Source organism: Plantactinospora veratri, from assembly GCF_036421995.1.
Classification (GTDB): domain Bacteria; phylum Actinomycetota; class Actinomycetes; order Mycobacteriales; family Micromonosporaceae; genus Plantactinospora; species Plantactinospora veratri.
This window is the reverse complement of sequence record NZ_JAZGQL010000001.1, coordinates 457,856-477,585: the sequence shown is the minus strand read 5'-3', so window position 1 is coordinate 477,585 and position 19,730 is coordinate 457,856. Positions and strand designations below refer to the sequence as shown.

The 19,730-nt window shown below is 72.9% G+C and carries 17 protein-coding genes; 8 read left to right on the top strand and 9 right to left on the bottom strand.

Annotation, left to right across the window (positions count from 1 at the left end):
• Positions 1-520: 520 nt before the first annotated feature.
• Entirely contained in the window at positions 521-2,143 is a 1,623-nt protein-coding gene (groL, locus tag V1634_RS02150; RefSeq protein WP_331206000.1) for a chaperonin GroEL, read from the top strand.
• 155 nt (positions 2,144-2,298) lie between these two features.
• On the opposite strand, the gene V1634_RS02145 is transcribed toward groL, so the two are convergent.
• Entirely contained in the window at positions 2,299-3,264 is a 966-nt protein-coding gene (locus V1634_RS02145; RefSeq protein ID WP_331205999.1) for a complex I subunit 1/NuoH family protein, read from the bottom strand.
• Entirely contained in the window at positions 3,264-3,974 is a 711-nt protein-coding gene (locus V1634_RS02140) for an NADH-quinone oxidoreductase subunit C (RefSeq protein WP_331205998.1), read from the bottom strand. The genes V1634_RS02145 and V1634_RS02140 overlap by 1 nt, the downstream gene beginning before the upstream one ends.
• Before the next feature lie 103 nt (positions 3,975-4,077).
• Here V1634_RS02140 and V1634_RS02135 point away from each other — a divergent pair, with 103 nt between their 5' ends.
• Positions 4,078-5,124: a glucose 1-dehydrogenase gene (locus V1634_RS02135; RefSeq protein ID WP_331205997.1), complete on the top strand. Its 1,047-nt coding sequence runs from the start codon at positions 4,078-4,080 to the stop codon at positions 5,122-5,124.
• 37 nt (positions 5,125-5,161) lie between these two features.
• On the opposite strand, the gene V1634_RS02130 is transcribed toward V1634_RS02135, so the two are convergent.
• The 5 genes from V1634_RS02130 to V1634_RS02110 all read right to left on the bottom strand — a co-directional run bounded on the left by V1634_RS02130 (position 5,162) and on the right by V1634_RS02110 (position 10,790).
• Entirely contained in the window at positions 5,162-6,478 is a 1,317-nt protein-coding gene (locus V1634_RS02130) for a DUF2252 domain-containing protein (protein WP_331205996.1), read from the bottom strand.
• A 121-nt stretch (positions 6,479-6,599) separates the two neighbouring features.
• Positions 6,600-8,552, bottom strand: coding sequence for a carboxypeptidase-like regulatory domain-containing protein (locus tag V1634_RS02125; protein WP_331205995.1), 1,953 nt, complete (start codon positions 8,550-8,552; stop codon positions 6,600-6,602).
• A gap of 90 nt (positions 8,553-8,642) precedes the next feature.
• Positions 8,643-9,221 carry an NADH-quinone oxidoreductase subunit B gene (locus tag V1634_RS02120; protein ID WP_331205994.1) on the bottom strand — a complete coding sequence of 193 codons (579 nt, stop codon included), beginning with the start codon at positions 9,219-9,221 and terminating at the stop codon, positions 8,643-8,645.
• 105 nt (positions 9,222-9,326) lie between these two features.
• Positions 9,327-9,938 carry a DUF305 domain-containing protein gene (locus tag V1634_RS02115; RefSeq protein ID WP_331205993.1) on the bottom strand — a complete coding sequence of 204 codons (612 nt, stop codon included), beginning with the start codon at positions 9,936-9,938 and terminating at the stop codon, positions 9,327-9,329.
• Positions 9,939-10,046: 108 nt separating this feature from the next.
• Positions 10,047-10,790, bottom strand: a complete 744-nt coding sequence (locus tag V1634_RS02110; protein WP_331205992.1) for a lytic polysaccharide monooxygenase — start codon at positions 10,788-10,790, stop codon at positions 10,047-10,049.
• Between the two features lie 235 nt (positions 10,791-11,025).
• Here V1634_RS02110 and V1634_RS02105 point away from each other — a divergent pair, with 235 nt between their 5' ends.
• The 3 genes from V1634_RS02105 to V1634_RS02095 all read left to right on the top strand — a co-directional run bounded on the left by V1634_RS02105 (position 11,026) and on the right by V1634_RS02095 (position 13,556).
• A complete protein-coding gene (locus V1634_RS02105) occupies positions 11,026-11,985 on the top strand; it encodes a hypothetical protein (RefSeq protein WP_331205991.1) in 960 nt (319 codons plus the stop codon).
• A 121-nt stretch (positions 11,986-12,106) separates the two neighbouring features.
• Positions 12,107-12,676 (top strand): RNA polymerase sigma factor, encoded by a 570-nt coding sequence (locus tag V1634_RS02100; protein ID WP_331206117.1) that lies wholly within the window; start codon positions 12,107-12,109, stop codon positions 12,674-12,676.
• 1 nt (position 12,677) lies between these two features.
• On the top strand, positions 12,678-13,556 hold the full coding sequence (locus V1634_RS02095) for a hypothetical protein (RefSeq protein WP_331205990.1): 879 nt from the start codon (positions 12,678-12,680) through the stop codon (positions 13,554-13,556).
• Positions 13,557-13,610: 54 nt separating this feature from the next.
• Here V1634_RS02095 and V1634_RS02090 read toward each other — a convergent pair whose 3' ends face one another.
• Both V1634_RS02090 and V1634_RS02085 read right to left on the bottom strand, forming a co-directional pair.
• On the bottom strand, positions 13,611-15,080 hold the full coding sequence (locus V1634_RS02090) for a pyridoxal phosphate-dependent decarboxylase family protein (RefSeq protein ID WP_331205989.1): 1,470 nt from the start codon (positions 15,078-15,080) through the stop codon (positions 13,611-13,613).
• A gap of 120 nt (positions 15,081-15,200) precedes the next feature.
• Positions 15,201-16,610: an MFS transporter gene (locus tag V1634_RS02085; RefSeq protein ID WP_331205988.1), complete on the bottom strand. Its 1,410-nt coding sequence runs from the start codon at positions 16,608-16,610 to the stop codon at positions 15,201-15,203.
• 325 nt (positions 16,611-16,935) lie between these two features.
• Here V1634_RS02085 and V1634_RS02080 point away from each other — a divergent pair, with 325 nt between their 5' ends.
• The 3 genes from V1634_RS02080 to V1634_RS02070 all read left to right on the top strand — a co-directional run bounded on the left by V1634_RS02080 (position 16,936) and on the right by V1634_RS02070 (position 19,729).
• Complete coding sequence (locus V1634_RS02080; protein WP_331205987.1) at positions 16,936-17,499, top strand: dihydrofolate reductase family protein; 564 nt, start codon at positions 16,936-16,938, stop codon at positions 17,497-17,499.
• A 184-nt stretch (positions 17,500-17,683) separates the two neighbouring features.
• Positions 17,684-18,340, top strand: coding sequence for a response regulator transcription factor (locus tag V1634_RS02075; protein ID WP_107261038.1), 657 nt, complete (start codon positions 17,684-17,686; stop codon positions 18,338-18,340).
• A gap of 12 nt (positions 18,341-18,352) precedes the next feature.
• Positions 18,353-19,729 (top strand): sensor histidine kinase, encoded by a 1,377-nt coding sequence (locus tag V1634_RS02070; RefSeq protein WP_331205986.1) that lies wholly within the window; start codon positions 18,353-18,355, stop codon positions 19,727-19,729.
• The last annotated feature ends 1 nt before the right edge of the window (position 19,730 follow it).

Genomic DNA, 19,730 nt, shown 5'->3' with positions numbered 1-19,730 from the left:
ACCGCGCATTTCGGGGCCGGCAGACGGCAGCCTGGCGCGACCGGCAGGGCGACGCCGCCCGGACTCGTGGTGGCGTTCCCGGGCGCGAGGGTGGTCGGGTCGGGCACCGCTGGTTCGGCTGCCGTTCCGCTCCGGTTCGGGTACCAGCCGTCCGACGTACTCCGGGCGCCGCCGACCGGTACCACGACTCGGTCCGACCCGCTCACTCGCTTGCACTCGGCAGGGGAGAGTGCTAAACAAGTGTTTGGCACTCGCACACCGTGAGTGCCAAGGTCGGGGCGGTAGGGCCACGGTCGCGGGCCCGGGAGCGGGTGCGCGGCACATGGCCGGTCGTCGCGGGCTGTCCGGCCCGGCCGGCGGACGTCACTGTCGCACAGCGCGACGGAGCACGGAGGCACCCTGCGGGTGCCGGCGGCCCCGTCCGCCAGTGCCGTAGTGACGTCCGAAGGTGCGTAATCAGGCGGCAGGTCGGGGTCGGCAAGGCTCCGGCGGCCGTGAGTGTCCAGGAGGACAACGCCGTATGGCCAAGATGATCGCGTTCGACGAGGAGGCGCGCCGCGGCCTTGAGCGGGGCATGAACACCCTCGCCGACGCCGTAAAGGTGACGCTGGGCCCGAAGGGCCGCAACGTCGTGCTCGAGAAGAAGTGGGGCGCCCCCACCATCACCAACGATGGTGTGAGCATCGCCAAGGAGATCGAGCTCGAGGACCCGTACGAGAAGATCGGTGCGGAGCTGGTCAAGGAGGTCGCCAAGAAGACCGACGACGTTGCCGGTGACGGCACGACGACGGCGACCGTCCTCGCCCAGGCGCTGGTCCGTGAGGGCCTGCGCAACGTCGCGGCCGGTGCCAACCCGATGGCCCTGAAGCGGGGCATCGAGGCCGCCGTCGCGAACGTCTCGGAGGAGCTGAGCAAGCTCGCCAAGGACGTCGAGACCAAGGAGCAGATCGCCTCCACCGCGTCCATCTCCGCTGGTGACACCAGCGTCGGCGAGATCATCGCCGAGGCGATGGACAAGGTCGGCAAGGAAGGCGTCATCACCGTCGAGGAGAGCAACACCTTCGGGCTCGAGCTTGAGCTGACCGAGGGCATGCGCTTCGACAAGGGCTACATCTCGGGGTACTTCATGACCGACCCCGACCGGATGGAGGCCGTGCTCGACGACCCGTACATCCTGATCGTCAACAGCAAGATCTCGACGGTCAAGGACCTGCTGCCGATCCTCGAGAAGGTCATGCAGTCGGGTAAGCCGCTGGCCATCATCGCCGAGGACGTCGAGGGCGAGGCCCTGGCGACCCTGGTGGTCAACAAGGTCCGGGGCACCTTCAAGTCCGTCGCCGTCAAGGCGCCGGGCTTCGGTGACCGCCGCAAGGCCATGCTGGGCGACATCGCCATCCTGACCGGCGGGCAGCCGATCAGCGAGGAGGTCGGCCTCAAGCTGGACGCCGTCGGCCTCGACATGCTGGGCCGGGCCCGCAAGGTCGTGGTGACCAAGGACGAGACCACCATCGTCGACGGTGCCGGTGACGCCGACCAGATCAACGGTCGGGTCAACCAGATCCGCGCCGAGATCGAGAAGAGCGACTCCGACTACGACCGTGAGAAGCTGCAGGAGCGCCTGGCCAAGCTGGCCGGCGGTGTTGCGGTGATCAAGGTCGGCGCGGCCACCGAGGTCGAGCTGAAGGAGCGCAAGCACCGCATCGAGGACGCGGTGCGCAACGCGAAGGCCGCCGTCGAGGAGGGCATCGTCCCCGGTGGTGGTGTCGCGCTGGTCCAGGCCGGCAAGACCGCCTTCGACAAGCTGGACCTGACCGGCGACGAGGCGACCGGCGCGCAGATCGTCAAGATCGCGCTGGACGCCCCGCTGCGGCAGATCGCCGTCAACGCCGGCCTTGAGGGCGGCGTCGTGGTCGAGAAGGTTCGCAACCTGGACGCCGGGCACGGCCTCAACGCGGCCAACGGTGAGTACGTCGACCTGCTCCAGGCCGGCATCATCGACCCGGCCAAGGTGACCCGCTCGGCGCTGCAGAACGCGTCGTCGATCGCGGCCCTGTTCCTGACCACCGAGGCTGTGGTGGCGGACAAGCCGGAGAAGACCCCGGCTGCCCCGGCCGCGCCGGGCGGCGGGGACATGGACTTCTGAGTCCAGGCTCCACGTCGTGGGGGGGGGGGGGGGGGCGCGGCCCCCCCCCCCCCCGCGGGGGCCCCCCCCCCCGGGGGGGGGGGGGGGGGGGGGGGGGGGGGCCCGCCCCCCCCCCCCCCCCCCCCCCCCCCCCCCCCCGCCCCCGGGGCCGGACGTCAGGCGATCGCCAGCTTCACCCCGGCGGTCAGCACGAGCTGGCCGAGCGCCACCGGGACCAGCACCAGCCAGCAGAGCCGCTGCAACTGGTCCTCGCGCAGCCGCGGGTACGTCACCCGGAACCAGATGATCACGAACGAGACCGCGAACACCTTGATCAGGGTCCAGAGCCAGCCGAGATAGTCGTCACCGAACGGCCCCTGCCAGCCGCCGAGGAAGAGCACCGTGGTCAGCGCGGCGATCACCACGATGCCGACGTACTCGGCGAGCAGGAAGAAGGCGAACCGCAGGCCGGTGTATTCGGTCATGTACCCGAAGACCAGCTCCGAGTCGGCGATCGGCATGTCGAACGGCGGGCGGCGGATCTCGGCGAGCCCGGCGACGAAGAAGACCACCATCGCCGGTGCCTGCCAGAGCAGCCACCACGGCTGCCACGCCTCGACGATGCCGGGCAGGCTGAGCGTGCCGGCCGCCATCGCCACGCTCGCCGCCGCGAGCACCAGCGGCAGCTCGTAGCCGAGCAACTGGGCGGCGCCCCGGAGCCCACCGAGCAGGCTGTACTTGTTGGCCGAGGCCCAGGCGGACATGAGTACCGCGACCACGCCGACCCCGACCACCGCGAGTACGAAGAACAGCCCGATGTCCAGCGGCTGCCCGACCAGGTCGTTCGGGCCGAGCGGGATGACCAGCAGGGCCAGCAGGTACGGCACCAGCGCCACCACCGGGGCGAGCCGGAACACCGCCCGGTCCGCCTCGCGCGGGGTGACGTCCTCCTTCTGCACGAACTTGACGCCGTCGGCGATGAGTTGTGCCCAGCCGTGGAACCCGCCCGCGTACATCGGGCCGAGCCGGCCCTGCATGTGCGCCATCACCTTGTGCTCGGCCTGCCCGACGACCAGCGGCAGGATCAGGAACGCCGCCACCACCCCGACGACCCGGACCAGCAGTTCCAGCCAGAGCGGCATCAGGCACCTCCCCCGCTGTCCTCGGCCGACCCGTCGGCCGGCGGGGCGGAGGCTGGCGCGGCCGGCGGGGCGGAGGTGGGGCGGGTGCGGCCCGGCGGGCCGCTGGCGGGGGCGGCCGAGACGGGTACGGCGGCGGCGACGCCCCACTCGCCCGGTGCCGGTACGCCCGGTGGACGCATCGCCTGCCGGCGGCTGGTACCGGCCTCGGACTCGCCCGGCTCTTTCGCGCCCGGCCACGCCTTGGCCACCCGGGAGGCGAGCACGAACTCCTTGCGCAGCGGATGCCCCTCGAACTCCGGCGGCAGCAGCAGGGGCGCCAGGTCGGGATGGCCGGCGAAGTCGATGCCGAACATCTCGTGCGTCTCCCGCTCGTGCCAGGCCGCCCCGGGGAAGAGTTCGACCACGGAGCCGACGGTCGGGGCGTCCCGAGGCACCCGGGTCCGGAGCAGAACCCCGTGCCGGTGCCGGGTCGACCAGAGGTGCGCCACCACGTCGAACCCCTCGGCCAGCTCGTCAACGGCGGAGAGCCAGTCGAAGAAGTCGCAGGCCAGTTCGGTGTCGTCCCGGGCCGTCCGGACGGCGTCCCGCCAGCGGCCGGACGGCACGTCCACGGTCGCCCGCGCGTACGCCTGGCCGCCGGACTGCCCGACGGTCACCTCCGGGTCCGCGAGCAGCGTGCCCAACCGGTCACCGACCTGTTCCGGGGTCATGTCCGCGATCCTAGGGCCATCTCCGGCCGGTGGCGTCGGGTCGCGGACCGGTTATTCGACGACTCCGGGGATACCGGACCGGCCGGCGGGGAAGAATGACCAGGTGCGTGCGATTACCGTGACCCCGGGTCGGGCCAACTCGCTGCGGCTGGCCGAGGACTTCCCGGAGCCGAGCCCCGACGAGGGCGCGGTACTGGTGGAGTCGCTCGCGGTCGGCGTCTGCGGCACCGACCGCGAGATCATCGACGGCGAGTACGGCGAGCCGCCGCCCGGCACGACCGAGCTGGTGCTGGGGCACGAGTCGCTGGGTCGGGTACTGGAGGACCCGAGCGGCTCGCTCGCCCCGGGTGACCTGGTCGCCGGGATCGTCCGGCACCCCGACCCGGTGCCGTGCACCAACTGTGCCGTCGGCGAGTGGGACATGTGCCGCAACGGTCTCTACACCGAGCACGGCATCAAGTGCCTACAGGGCTTCGCCCGGGACCGCTGGCGGATCTCGCCGAAGTTCGCGGTACGCCTCGACCCGGAGCTGGCCGAGCTGGGCATGCTGCTCGAACCGACCAGTGTGGTGGCGAAGGCGTGGGAGCACATCGAGCGGATCGGCGCCCGGGCCGCCTGGGAGCCGAAGCGGGTACTGGTCGCCGGGGCGGGCCCGATCGGCCTGCTTGCCGCCCTGCTCGCCGCGCAACGCGGCTACGAGTTGCACGTGTTGAACCGCTCGGCGAACGGCGACAAGCCCGGACTGGTGGAGGCGCTCGGCGGGGAGTTCCACACCGGCACCATCCCGGAGCTGGGCATCGAGTTCGACATCGTGCTGGAGTGCACCGGCGCCCCGACGGTGGTGCTGGACTCGATGTGCCAGGCGGCGCCGAACGGCATCGTCTGCCTCACCGGTGTCTCCTCCGGCGGCCGCACCATCGACTTCGACGCGGGCGCGCTGAACCGGGAGCTGGTGCTGGAGAACAACGTGGTCTTCGGCACGGTGAACGCGAACCGGCGGCACTGGGAACTCGCGGCCGAGGCACTCGCCGCCGCCGACCGGGACTGGCTGGCCAGGATGATCACCCGGCGGGTGCCGGTCGACCGGTACGCCGAGGCATACGAGGCGCAGCCCGACGACATCAAGGTGGTCCTGGAGTTCCCGCACTGACCGTGCCGGTCGTCGACCCCGTCGATCGGCGCAGCGGCTACACCCCCGGCAGTTCGCCGTTGCGGAACAGGTCCACGAAGATCTGGTGATCCTGCCGCGCCCGGTCCCCGTACGCGTGGGCGAAGTCGACCAGGTGCCCGACGAACCCGTCCTCGTCGGCGGCGACCGCGGCCACGATCGCCTCCTCGGTGGAGAAGTCGACCAGGTCGTGGCTGGACTCGTCGTCGGCGACCGAGTGCATCCGGGCCACCGCCCGGCCCAGGTCGCCGAGGACCCCGGCCAGCTCCTCCGGCTCGTTGACGTCCGACCAGTCCAGGTCGGCGGCGTACGGGGAGACCTCGGCGACGAGCTGGCCGTGCCCGTCCAGCTCGGTGAAGCCCAGCCACGGGTCGGCGTGCGCCTGCAACGCCCGCTGCGACTCGGCCGTCCGGTGCCCCTGGTGCCGGAAGTAGCCGCGAACCCCCTCGTCGGTGACGTACCGGGCCACCGCCGGCACCTGGGCCCGCTTCATGTAGATCACGACGTCGTTCTCCAGCGCCTGGGTGTGCCCCTCCAGCAGCAGGTTGTAGGAGGGCAGCCCGGCCGACCCGATTCCCACACCCTTGCGGAGCACCACGTCCTTGATCTGCGCGGCCACCGGGCGGTGCTCGGCGGTGGCCGGCGGCAGCGTACCCAGGTAGTGCTCGAACGCCGCCACCACAGCGGTCCGGACCGCCCGGTCGACCTCGTAGACGCCCTCGCCGAGCGAGAACCGCCGCTCGTACTGGTCGACAGTGGTCTGCTGGGCCAGCAGGTCGACCCGGGTCCGCAGCCGGGCCTGCTGGAGCACCCGGCGGAGCACCCCGTCGGCGTTGTCCAACCGGATCGAGCCGATCGCGTCGTCGCCGCCGCCGGCGATCGCCCGCAGCTCGGTCAGGTAGGCGGCGGCGAACCGGGTGACCAGCCCGCCGATCGCCGAGTCGGAGAGCGCCTTGGCGTAGCCGAGCAGCGCCACGCTGGCCGCGAAGCGCTTCAGGTCCCAGGAGAACGGCCCGACGTACGCCTCGTCGAAGTCGTTGACGTTGAAGACGAGCTGCCCGGAGCCGTTCATGTAGGTGCCGAAGTTCTCCGCGTGCAGGTCGCCGTGGATCCAGACCCGGCTGGTCCGGGCGTCGAGGAACCGCTCGTCGGAGAAGTCCCCGACGAGGTCGGCGTAGAAGACCGAGGCGCTGCCCCGGTAGAACGCGAACGGCGAGGCGGCCATCTTCCGGAACTTGCGTCGGAACGCGGCCGGGTCGACGGCCATCGACTCGCCGAACTCGGCGATCAGGACGTCGACCAGCCACTCTGCGCGTCGACCGAGGATGCTAGCCATGATCGCAGGCTAGTCCGGCTCCGCCACCGAGGGCCGTCGTCCGGCGAACCGGTCCGCCGCGCCTGGGGTCGGTCCGGGGGCGGGCGCCCGGACTTGGCCGCCGGGCCGGGGCGCCTCGGCTTCAGCCGCCGGGCCGGGGCGCACAGGTGCGGACCAGGTCCAGTGCCAGCGTCGTGCTGGCTCCGGCGGTCAGCCCGACCGGGGTGGCCGCCGTCGGTGGTCCGGCGCCGCCCGCCGGTTCGCCGTACCAGCAGGTGGTGGTGGAGTCGGCGTACTCGACGTAGACGTGCTGGCCGCGATGGCCGGGCAGCACGAAACGGCCGTCCGGGCCGACATGCCCCGGCCCGGCCCCGGCGACGTCACCGGTCCGCTGGTGGTACGTCCAGACGTGTCCGGACCCGACCGCCACGCCGTTCCGGCCGACCGCGCCGGTCAGGGTGCCCCCGTCGACCAGCCGGGTCGACAGCGCGGCGGTGCCGCCCGAGGTGACCGTGATCAGCCGGGCGCTGAACCGGTCGGCCACCTCCCCGGACCACTGCCAGGCCGATCCGCTGCCCGGCGGCGGGACGAACTGCACCGGCCAGGCGTACGGACCGAGGTCGTCGATGGTGTAGCGGCCGTCCGGCCCCGAACAGTGCCGGCCGTGTCCGGTGCCCCGGTCGGGCCGGAAGGCGTACGGGAAGGCGCAGACGCCGGGCAGGGCGGTGCCGGTACGCGCGTCGGAGACGGTACCGCTGATCGCCCCGGGCGGGTCCATCACGATCGGCGGGATGGCGACGGTCCGCCCCGCCCGGATCAGCAGCCGGGAGGCGAGGCGCTGGTCACCGGTACCGCCGGTCGGGGTGACCCACTGCGCGCCGTACCGCCGGTCGGTCCGGTCGTACGGGTCGTCGGCCCGGTAGGCGTAGAGCTGCACGGTGGCCGACTCGGCCAGTGGCCCGATCGCGAGCCGACCCGACGCGTCGGAGCAGTAGCCGTCCTGGCCGGCGGACTGGCCACCGGAGCCGGGCACGACCAGCCGCACGCAGACCCGGTCCAGCGGTCCGCCGGTGACCGCGTCCCGGACCGTGGTGGTGAGCCCGGCGCCCGGGGTCAGGGTCACGGCCGGCCGGGCGACGCCGCCGCGGACCGCGTCGACGGTCACCGGCCGGGCGGGCGGGAAGTGCGAGGGTGCGGCGGTGACGGCCACCGCCCACCGCCCGGGCGGGACCTGCCCGAGCCGGACCAGCCCGGCGGCGCCGCAGCTCTCCAGCGTCCGGCTGGTGGTGTCGATCCGGGCGCAGGGCCGGGGTACGGGTGCTCCGGTCGCCGCGTCGGTGACCCTCACCTCGACGGTGCCGAGCGGCAGCCACTCCTCGTCGAGGGTCAGCACCTGGGAGTCGGCCAGCGGGTAGGTCCCGGCCTCCGCCCGGCTCTCCCGGCCGGGCAGCCACTGCGTGCCGTGCACGTCGTCGAAGAGGGACACCTGGTAGCGGCCCGGAGCCAGGTCGCGGATCTCGTACCGGCCGTCCCCGGCCGGCGTGACGTACGCCAGCGCGTGCCAGTCCCGGTCGGCGGCCCAGATCCCGACCGTGGCGTCGGCCGGGGCGCCGGAGTCGTCCACCACCCGTCCCCGGATGGTGCCGGCGCCGAGGCCGACGACGACGTCCCGTTCCACCAGGGTCGTACCGCTCACCCAGACGGTCTCGGCGTTGCGGTAGTCGGGCGCGTCGGGCCACCAGTGCGTGCGGTAGCCGGGCGCGGTCACCCGGACCCGGTAGCCAAGGTCGGTCGGGACCCCGCCGACGGCGTACCGCCCGGTGGCGTCCGTGCAGAAGGTCGCCTGTTCCTCGGTCTCGCCGCGCAGCAGGGTGAGGCAGGCGCCGGGGACCGGCCGCCCGGCCTGATCGCGGACCGTCCCGGTGTAGCCGGCCCGCGCCGGTGCCGCGACGACGGCTTCCGCCGCGAGAGTCGATCCCGGCGCGGCCGCCTCCGGTAACGGCGACGCGACCGCCCCGGCTTCCGCCGCCGTTCCCGGCGCACCCAGGACCGCTACCAGCATTCCGGCGACGCCGGTCACCCATGGCAATCTCATGAGCCGGCAGACTAACCGCCATATCACGGCGGACGGGGTCGAATCGGTCAACCTGCCAATTCCGGCAGATCAGGCGCTAATCGCCGCCGATCACTGCTTCCCGGCCGGCGGTGGCACCGGCGGCGCGGTGAGCGACTCGGCGCTCCGCCCGACCGCCGGACCGACCCGGTCGGCCGGCGAGGCGAGTTCGTCGGGGCGGGCCACCCCGCCGACGCCGGACCGCTCGGCAGCGATCTTGTCCTGCAACCGCAGGATCCCGTGCAGCAGCGCCTCCGGGCGGGGCGGGCAGCCCGGCACGTAGACGTCGACCGGGATGATCTGGTCCACGCCCTTGGTCACCGAGTACGAGTCCCAGTACGGGCCGCCGCAGTTGGAGCAGGCGCCGAACGAGATGACGTACTTCGGCTCGGGCATCTGGTCGTAGAGCCGCTTGATCGCCGGGGCCATCTTGTCGGTGACCGTCCCGGAGACCACCATCAGGTCGGCCTGGCGGGGGCCGTGCGCGAACGGGATCACGCCGAGCCGGATGAAGTCGTGCCGACCCATGCTGGTCGCGATGAACTCGATGGCGCAGCAGGCCAGCCCGAAGTTGAAGACCCAGAGCGAGTAGCGCCGGCCCCAGTTGAGCACGAACCGGATCGGCTCACCGAGCACCGCGGGTAGCTGCACGGCCGGCCTCCTTCCCCGTCGCCCACCCGACAGTGAACCACAGGACCGGCGCCCGCAGGATGGCCGCCGGCCGGGCGGTCCGGCCGGCGGCCCGTCCGACTCCGGCTATCCGCCCTTCGGCAACATCTTCAGCATCTGGTCGATCTGGGCGGTCCGGGAGAGGTCGATCCGCCGGGCCAGGTCGCGCACCTCGGGGTGCAGGCCGGACTTCGTCTCCATCCGGGCCAGTTCGACCGCGTTGTGCTGGTGCCCGATCAGCAGGTTGAGGAAGTCAGTTTCGAACTTCGCCCCGCTGGTCCGGGAGAGCGCCGAGAGCTGCGCGGGCCCGAGCACCGGCAGGCCGCCGTGCTCGGCATGCGCGTTCGCGTCCGGGTCCGCCGAGGTGCTCCGGCCCCAGCCGGCCAGCCAGTCCCGCATGGTCCGCTGTTCGGCCTCCTGGGTGACGTCGATCGCGGCGGCCAGGACCTTCAACTCTTCCCGCTCCGCCCGCTCGGGCGCCAGCCGGACCAGCGCCAGCCCCTGACCGTGCGAGGTCACCATCATCTGCAGGAACATCACGTCGGTGTCGTTGAAGGCGCCGCTGGGCGCGGCCGTCGCCGAGCCGGTCGGTGCGGGTGCCGGCGCCGCGACCGGGACACCGGTGCCGGCCGGTGCGGGCGCGCAGCCGCCGAGCAGCACCAGCGCCGCGACGGTCAGGGTACGGCGGAAGCGGTTCATCCCCTCGTCTCCAGGTACGGCCGGTACGGCGAGCGGACCCGTGGCGGATACGGACCCGCAGGGGGTACGGGTCCGTATCCGCGACGGGTGCGTCCCGCCGGCTCGGCGTCAGACGCGCTGCCAGAGCGCCGGTACGTTCGGCGGTTCCCAGCCGGCGATCGCGGTGTGCGCCTGCCGGCAGCGGTACGTCGCGCCGCCGTAGGTCACCTGGCTGCCGACCTGGTACGCGGTGCCGGCCCGCCAGGTTCCGCCGGCCGGTGGCGCGGTGGTCGGCGGCGGAGGCGGCGGCGGGTTGTTGGTGCGGGTGGGGGTGGGGTTCGGGTTGGGGTTGCCTCCGCCGCCGCCGATCTGGAGGTCGACGCAGGCGTAGAAGGCGTTCGCGGTGTCCGCGATGTTCCAGATCGCCAGCAGCTTCTGCCGGCCGCTCCGGCCGCCCATGTTGACGCTGTGCGAGACGGTGGCGCCGGGCTGGCGGCCGCCGTCGTCGAAGACGGCGATCCGGGAGTTGCCGATGTAGTACTCCCAGGTGCTGGTGGCGTGCCGGGCGGTGAGCACCCAGTTGAAGGTGACCTGCTGCCCGACCGAGGTGGCCGGCCAGTTGCGGCTGTCGTCGCTGAGCACCGAGAAGTGCCCGATGTTGGCGTGGCAGTTGCGCAGCCCCTTGGGGCCCTCGACGCTCTGCGGCTCGTACTGGATCTGGCCGCAGTCCGGCACGACCCGCTGTGCGCAGAGGGCCTGACGGCTCGGCGGCGACGAGATGTACCCGTGCGCCTGGGCGGCCTGCGGGGCCACGAGGAGGGCGGAGACGACGGTTGCCGCCGTCGTCACCGCGAGGACCACGGTTCTTCGCATCGTGGGCTCCTTACTTCATCGGGAAGGTCTCCTCAACATAAAAGAAAGATTGTTAACAGTAAATACCCAACGGCAACATTCGTCGATGGCTGCCACCGCGCCCGACCCCGCGGCGAGGTGTCGGCCAGACGACATCGACCGGGGTGCAACCGGGATCCGGGAGCCGACGTGTCTTGGCCGCAACAGGGAACGGGCGGACCGACCGCCCTCCAATGTGGAACCAGGAGGACCTGAGATGACCACCGTCAAGACCCGCCACCTGACCGCCGGAATCCTCGGCGCCGCGACCGCGATCGCCACCCTCGCGACGGCGCCGGCCGCCCAGGCCGCCCCGCGCGACGGCGTGCTCCCGCAGCAGCGGGACACCTCGGTCACGGTGGGCCGGCTGGTGCTCGAACCGACCGACCGGGGCTACCGGGGAAGCGTCCCGCTGACGGTCTCCTACCGGGGCCGGGGCACGGCCGACCTGCGGGTGACCGTCACCGAGCCGGTGGCCGGCGCCTTCGCCAACCTCGACTCCGACTTCCCCTGCTTCTTCGCCGAACGGGAGGGGGAGCTGCGCCGGGACATCGAGTGCGGGGCCAACCCGATCCGGGGCGGTGAGCGCCGGGAGTACACCATCGACTTCGAGGTGCTGACCACGACCCAGGCGTACGCCATGTCGGCCGTCGGCGGCGCGGTGGCGGTGCGGACCGTCGACGCCCAGCCGCTCACCGTCACCACCGGTTTCGACACGGTGTTCCGGTCCACCACCGGCTCGGTGCGCGACCCCAGGCCGTACGTGCAGGACACCCAGACCGACGCGGCGGTGCAGGCGGGTCCGGCGACCCTGGTACGCCAGCCGGACGGCAGCTTCCTCGGCCAGGTCCCGCTGGTCGTCCGGTACGACGGTGACGCCCCGCACGACATGCTCCACCTGGAGGCGCTGCTGCCGGACGGGGTGGAGCTGCGGGGCATCGACCCGTCGGCCGTGTGCGGGTTCCCGTGGTGCGAGGTGCCGGGCGGCCGGTTCATGCCGGGCGAGGAGCGCTCGATGGAGCTGCTGATCAGCGCGCCGGCCGGCACCGCCCCCGGCGACCTCGGCGCCGGCTCCGTACGCCTGGGCGCGGGCTTCTTCCTGAGCGAGCTGTCCGACGTGGACCCCTCCGACAACACGGCGGGCTTCACCATCACCGCCCTTGACAGCGCTGTCTAACGTGACGGTCGTCGACGCCCGGCCCCTGGCATTTCAGGGGCCGGGCGGCTCCTTCCTACCTCCACCGGTCACCGAACCGGCGGGTGCGGCGGGCGCGCGTAACACCAACGGGGAGACGGATGTGCAGGCTGGGGAGCTGGCGCCGCGTTTCGACGACGTCTACCGTGCCCACTTCCAGCCACTCGTAGTCCAGCTGTACGCCTACGTCGGAGACATGACCGAGGCGCAGGACCTGGTTCAGGAGGCGTTCAGCCGCGCCTGGCCCCGCTGGGACAAGATCGCCCGGTACGACGACCCCGTCGCCTGGGTTCGCCGGGTGGCCTGGAACACCGCCACCAGCAGGTGGCGCCGGCTGCGTACGGCCCGCCGATACCTGGAGCGCCAGCGGCCCGAGAACGTCCCCGGACCGGGCCCGGACCGGGTGGCCCTGACGGCGGCGCTGGCGACCCTGCCGCCGAACCAGCGCCGGGCCGTGGTGCTGCACCACCTGGCGGACCTGTCGATCAACGAGATCGCCCTGGAGTGCGAGGTCGCGCCCGGCACGGTCAAGTCCTGGCTGCACCGGGCACGGACCGCGCTGGCCGCCCGGCTCGGCGAGACCGGTCTGCACGGCCAGGCACCCGGCCCGACGCCCGGCACCGCCACCGCCCGGAAGCCGCCGGAGCCGACGAGCCGGATGGAGGTGATCTGACGTGGACGAGCTGGACCCGATCGCGGCCCGCCGACTCGACACGGCATTCGCCGACCTCCGTGCCGACGCACTCGACCGGGCCGCCGCCCCCGACCCGGACGCGCCCCGGCGGATCGCCTACCGGCGTACCCGCAACCGGGTCGCCGCCGTCGGGACCCTTGCCGTGGCCGTCGTCGCCGGCAGCGTGATCGGCGTGCTCGGCACCGACGGTGCCGAGCTGCCCGAGCCACCGGTCGCCGGCACCCCCAGCCACACCACCGTGCCGGAGACCGCCGCGCCATCCGCCCCGCCGTCGGCCACCCCGTCGGGGTCGCCGTCTCCGGCCGCCAGCGCCACGCCGAGCGGGACGCCCAGCCCGACAGCGCCGCCCCGCACCCCGGCAGATCCGGCGCCGACCCGGCCGGACGACCGGGGTCAGGCTCCGAAGCCCGGCCCGGCCGAGCCGGACCGGCCGACGGACCTGGTGCTGACCGGTCCGACCGAGGTGACCCTCAGCCCGGTCGACGGCAGGTACGCCGGCACCATCCAGATCGTGGTCCGCAACCAGGGCGAGCAGCCGTACGACGCCACCGGTCTGATCATGGTGGAGCCGCTGGAGGTACGGACCCGACTCGACGGTACCGACTTCGGCCCCTGCTTCTACACCGACCAGAACTCCCGGACCCGCACCTCGGAGTGCAGCGGATTCGACACGGTCCCGTCCGGCGGCTCCCAGGCCAGCACCTTCGCGATCACCGTCGACGTGGCACCGGCACCCGGCACCCGGACGATCGACGGCTACCGGCTGACGGTACGCAGCAACCTGGACGGCAGGTTCCTGACCGACAAGACGCCCGGCGACAACACCATCGGGGTACGGCTGCGGCTGACCGGCGGCTGACCGGTCGCACCGACGTACCTGCGGCGATGCGGCGATGCGGACGGTGGGCGCCGGTTACCAGCCGGGCCGCTGGAGCAGGCCGAGGAATTCCGCCAGCAGCGCCTCCCGGACCGGGATCGGTGCGGCGTCGAGCAGGGTGTTCACCGGCGCCATCCGCTCCGGCGGGCGGCCGGCGGCCGCCGGGTCCAGGCCCAACCCGGCGGCCACCCCGGTGACCAGGTCCGGGGTGAGCTGCGCGGGGGTCAGCGTGCCGAGCGTTCCCAGTAGCCCGGCGGGAAGCTGCACCGGACCGGCCAGCCTGGCGTCGGTCGCCGCCGCGCGCAGATCCGCGCCGAACTCCGCCACCCGGGGCGCCACCGAGGCGGTCACCGACAGGTGGATGCTGGCCGGCAGACCGGCGTACGACAGCTGGGGCTGGGTGTGCCAGCCACGCCGGGTCAGCTCGTCGGCGAGGACGAAGAGGTCCAGCCCGGGATCGGTGCTGGTGAAGCAGACCACCGTCGACTCCGGTTCGGCGACCAGGCGCAGCCCGTCCACCTCGGAGACCGCGCCGGCCAGTCCGCGTACCGCCGTCAGGGTCCGCTCGGCCAGGGCCAGGTAGCCGGCGTCGCCGAGGTGCCGCAGCACGGCGTAGGCGGCGGCGATCGGCCCACCGGACCGGGTGGACGAGATCACCGGGTTGACCATCGTGTAACCGGGCCAGCCGGCGAAGGCGAAGTACTGCGAGCGGCGCAGCTCCGGATCGCGGTGCAGCAGCACGGAGACGCCCTTCGGGGCGTACGCGTACTTGTGCAGGTCCACCGAGATCGAGGTGACGCCCGGCAGGCCGAAGTCGAACGGCGGCACCGGTACGCCGAGCCGGCGCAGATAGGGCAGGACCCAACCGCCGAAGCAGGCGTCGACGTGGCAGCGCACCCCGGCGGTGGCGGCGATCCCGGCGATCTCGGCGACCGGATCCACCACCCCGTACGGGTAGGACGGCGCCGAGCAGGCCACCAGTACGGTGTCCGGGCCGATCGCCGCGGCGATGTCGCCGGGAGCGGGGCGGAGCGTCCGCGCCGAGACCGGCACCTGGTCGAGGGTGATTCCGAGATAGTGCGCCGCCTTGGCGAACGCGGCGTGCCCACTGTTCGGCACCACCAGCCGGGGCCGGGTCACCTCCGGCCGGGCGTCCCGGGCCGCCTTGACGGCCAGGATCAGCGACTCGGTGCCGCCGCCGGTGACACTGCCGACGACCTCCGGTGCCGCCGTACCCGGCCCGCCGCCGAGCAGTTGGGCGGCCGCGCCGACGAGGGCGTTCTCCAGCGCCAGCAGGGACGGGAAGGCGGTCGGGTCCAGCCCGTTGACGTGCGCCGCCAGCGCGTACGCCGAGTTCGCCAACTCGTCCAGCCCGGCTACGGCGGAGTCGTAGACATAGGCGAAGAGCCGGCCGCCGTGCGTCGGCAGGTCTGCGGCGCGCAGGTCGCGGAGTTCGGCCAGCACCTTGTCCGCGGGTACGCCCACCGGCGGCAACGCGTCGATCATGGCGGCCACCGTAACAGCCGAAACGCCCCTGGTGAGCGCCTCGAACCCCCCGACCACGGCACAGATCCCTGCCGTCGTCCGGGGGGTACGGCACACAGATCCCGCCGGGGTGGCTGGGGTTCAGCCGGGGTGGGTGGCTTGCGGGTGTGGTTTCGAGTCGGAGGCGGTTGCCAGCCGCTGCGGGGTGAGGTCGTAGCCGCGCATCGCCAGCAGGGCGAGCCCGACCAGCAGCGCCGGTAACACGGTGAAGCCGACCAGTACCCCGGCCCGGGCGGTACCGGACTGGGCCGCCGCCTGGCCGGTCGACGAGGAGACGTAGCCGGAGAGTTGCAGCACCAGACCGTAGATCCCCGGGCCGAGAGCCAGCCCGAAGGTCTCGCCGGCCGTCCACACCCCGGTGAAGACCCCGGCCTGACGGCGGCCGGTGCGCGCGGTGTCGTACGCGATGCAGTCCGGCAGCATCGCCAGCCCGAAGACCTGCTGGCCGGCGTACCCGCAGCCGATCGCCGCGACGACCAGATAGACCACCGGGGCCGGCAGCACCGGCGCGGCGGCCAGGGCCAGCGCACCGCCCGCGAAGATCAGCGACGCGACGGTGAACGCGCGGGGCTTGCCCAGCCGGGCGCCGGCCCGGCTCCACAGTGGCATCACCAGCAGCGCTGGGCCGACGAAACACCCGAAGAGCAGCGTCGGGCCGGTCTGCGGATCGCGCAGCACGTGCTCGGCGAAGTAGTTGACCCCGGCCAGCACGGTCGCGATCCCGGCCGCCTGGACCACGAAACAGATCAGCAGCAGCCGGAACGGCCGGTTGGCGGCGGCGACCGCGAGCTGGGCGCGCAGGCTCGGCTCGCTCGCCACCACCGGTCCGGTCGGGGCGGACCTGGTGCCGGCAAAGGCGCCGACCGCGCCGACCGCGATCAGCACGGCCACGAAGAGCCCCAGCCAGCGGTGCCCGGCCACGCCGTCACCACCGGCGGCCACCACCACCGGGGCGAGTGCGCCGGAGACCAGGATCGCCAGCGCCAGTACGGCGACCCGCCAGGTCATCAGCCGGGTCCGCTCGGTGTAGTCGTCGGTCAACTCGGCCGGCATGGCGACGTACGGCACCTGGAAGAAGGCGAACGCGGTCGCGGTGCAGAGGAACGCCAGCGCGACGTACCCGGCGGCGGCCGGACCGGGCGGGAACGGTGCCGCGAAGATGGCGGCGAAGAGGACCGCCAGGCCGAGCCCACCACCGAGCAGGTACGGCCGGCGGGCACCCCAGCGGGACCGGGTCCGGTCCGAGATCCGCCCGGCGACCGGGTTCACCAGCACGTCCCAGGCCTTCGGCAGCAGCACCAGCAGGGCGGCGAGCCCGGCGGCCACCCCCAGGGTGTCGGTCAGGTACGGCAGCAGTACCAAACCGGGGACGGTGCCGAAGGCGCCGGTGGCCAGTGAACCGAGGGCGTACCCGGCGTGCACCCGGCGCGGCAGCGCGGGCGGGGGCGGGGACTCGGAGAGGTCGGCGCGAGTGCCGGGCACGGCGTCCATGCGCCGGGATGCTATCGGCATCGATCTTGCCTGCGGGCTCCCGCTTTCGTGTGGCAGGGCTCCCGTTTCGTACGGCGATGGTGGCCGATCGGTGTAACGCCGACCGGCCACCACCCGCCAGGGGCCGGTTCAGCGTTGACCGTCCAGGTGCTTCTCGATCGCGGGCGCCGATCGGCGGGAGTCTGATGACGTTCCCGGCAGGGTGTCGGATCTGCCGCAGGTCGTTCGTAGAACAGGTAAGGGCCGTCGGTCTGGCCTCCCGGGACAGGGAGTCGTGCGACGGCCCGATACCTGATCTGGTTCGATCGACCACGAGAGGTACGGCATGGCCAAGCTCATCTACGTGACAAACGTATCGATTGACGGCTACATCGAGGACGAACGGGGCGCGTTCGACTGGTTCCCCGTCGACGACGAGGTGTTCGCGTTCCACACCGACCTCCTGCGGTCCGCGGGCACGCTCCTCTACGGGCGGCGCCTGTACGAGGCGATGGCCGTCTGGGAGACCGACGCCGCTCTGGCCGCGCGGTCCGACCTCATGGCCGACTTCGCGAGCGCCTGGCAGGCGGCGAGCAAAGTCGTGTATTCCACGACCCTCGCCGCGGTGTCAACGGCCGACACCCGACTCGAACGCCGTTTCGACCCCGCCGCAATACAGGAACTGAAGGCCGCGGCCAGCAGCGATCTCACCGTAGGAGGTGCCAACCTCGCGACGCAGGCCTTCAAGGCCGGGCTGGTCGACGAGTGCCAGCTGTTCGTCCTGCCGGTTGTCGTCGGCGGCGGCAAGCCAGGGCTGCCGACCGGCATGCGCGCCGACCTCGAGCTCCTCGACGAGCGCCGGTTCCGGAACGGCGTCGTACACCTCCGCTACCGCCCGCTCGGACAGTGAACGACAGCCCTGGCCGGTGGTAACCGTCCCGGTGGAGCCAGCCCGTCCGCGCCCTACCCATACTGCGGCCTGACGCCGATCATTGAGCCAATCTTGAGTGAGCCGGCATTCCGGCGCGCTGTGTTCAGGCGTGCCGATGCGGGATGATCGCAGCGGCTGGTACGACAGATGAGGAGCGGCCGGCATGCGCATCCTGTTGGTCGAGGACGACGCCCGGGTGGCCGGCGCGATGGCCGCCGCCCTGTCCCGGCGGGGATACGACGTGGAGCGGGCCGGCACCGCCGCCGCCGCACTCGCCGCCGCCCCCTGCGACCTGGTGCTGCTCGACCTCACCCTGCCCGACGGCGACGGGGTGGAGGTCTGCCGGGCGCTGCGGCAGCGCAGCGCGCAGCTCGGCATCATCGCGGTCACCGCGCGCGGCGAGGAACGCGACCGGGTGATCGGGCTGCGGATGGGCGCCGACGACTACGTGGTGAAACCGTTCTCGATGGCCGAGCTGGAGGCCCGGATCGTCGCGGTGCTCCGCCGGGCCCGGGCCGGCGCCCCCCGACCGGAGGTCGTCGAGGTCGGCCCGATCTGGATCGACGTCGCCGCCCGGCTGGTCACGGTACGCAGCGCCGAGGTCGCGCTGACCCGCAAGGAGTTCGACATCCTGGTCTCGCTTGCCCGGCAGCCGGGCGTGGTGGTGCCGCACGAGCGGATCGTCCTCGACGTCTGGCCGACCACCGGCGCCGCCCGGCACACCGTGGAGGTGCACGTCGGTTCGCTGCGCGGCAAGCTCGGCGACCCCGACCTGGTGCAGACCGTACGCGGCGTCGGTTACCGACTCCGGGCCGAGTGACCGGAGCCCTCGGTGCGCCGCCGCCTGGTCTTCAGCTACTCGCTGCTCATGATCCTCGTCCTGCTCGCCCTGGAGACCCCGCTGGCGATCACCCTCGCCAACCGGGAGACCGAACGGATCCGGGCGGACCGGCTCGCCGACGCCAACCGGTTCGCCTCGCTCTCCGGCCCCGCCCTGCGTACCGGCGCGGTCAGCGCGATCAACGACGAGTTACAGCGCTACCAGGAGCTGTACGGGATCAGCGCGGCCGTGATCGACCGGGAACGGCGCCAGGTGGTCGCCCCCGCCGGTCCCCGGCTGGACACCGAGCTGACCGACCGGGCGATCTTCGGCGCGCTGGCCGGCCGGCAGATGACCGTGCCGGAGGTGCTCTGGCCCTGGCAGGTCGGCCCGCTGGTGGTGGCCGTACCGGTGAACGACGGCGGTGAGGTGATCGGTGCCGTCATCACCGTCTCCGCCACCGAGCGGGCCCGCCGGACCGTCACCGTCTGGTGGGCGGCGCTGGCCGCCATCGGACTGCTCGCCGTCTCCGCCGGGGTGATGACGGCGTTCCGGCTGGCCGGCTGGGTGCTGCGCCCGGTGACCGTACTCGACGTGGTCACTCACGACATCGCGGCCGGCGACGGCCTGGCCCGGGTGCCCACCCAGCAGGGTCCGCCCGAGTTGCGCCGGCTCGCCACCAGCTTCAACGAGATGGCCGACGCGGTCGCCGACGCCCTGGAACGGCAACGGGCCTTCGTCGCGCACGCCAGCCACCAGCTCCGTAACCCGCTGACCGCGCTCCGGCTGCGGGTCGAGGAACTCGGGCCGAGCCTGACCGACGAGTACGGCCGCGACGAGCACCGGCTGGCGCTGGAGGAGACCGACCGGCTCGCCCAGGTACTCGACGGGCTGCTCACGCTGGCCCGCGCCGAGCGGGCCCAGCACGCCATGGTGGTGGTGGACGCGGCGGCGGTGGCCGCGTCCCGGGTCGCCGCCTGGCAGCCGTTGGCCAACCATCGGGGCATCGCCCTCACCCTCGCCCCGGTCACCGGCCCGGTGCCCGCCCGGGCGGTGCGTACCGCCGTCGACCAGGTGCTGGACGCGCTGATCGACAACGCGGTCAAGTTCGGCGACCCGGGCGGCCGGGTCGAGGTCTCGGTGCACCGTGCCGAGGGCGGGGTGGTCGTCCGGGTCACCGACGACGGACCGGGGATGACCGGCGCGCAGCTCGAATCGTCGACCGAACGCTTCTGGCGGGCTCCGGACACCCAGAACATCGACGGGGCCGGGCTCGGCCTGACCATCGTGGCGGTACTCGTCGACGCCTCCGGCGGTCGCCTCACCATGCGTCCCGCCGAGCCGACCGGGCTCATCGCCGACGTCTGGTTCCGCTCCGGCGAGGCGTGAG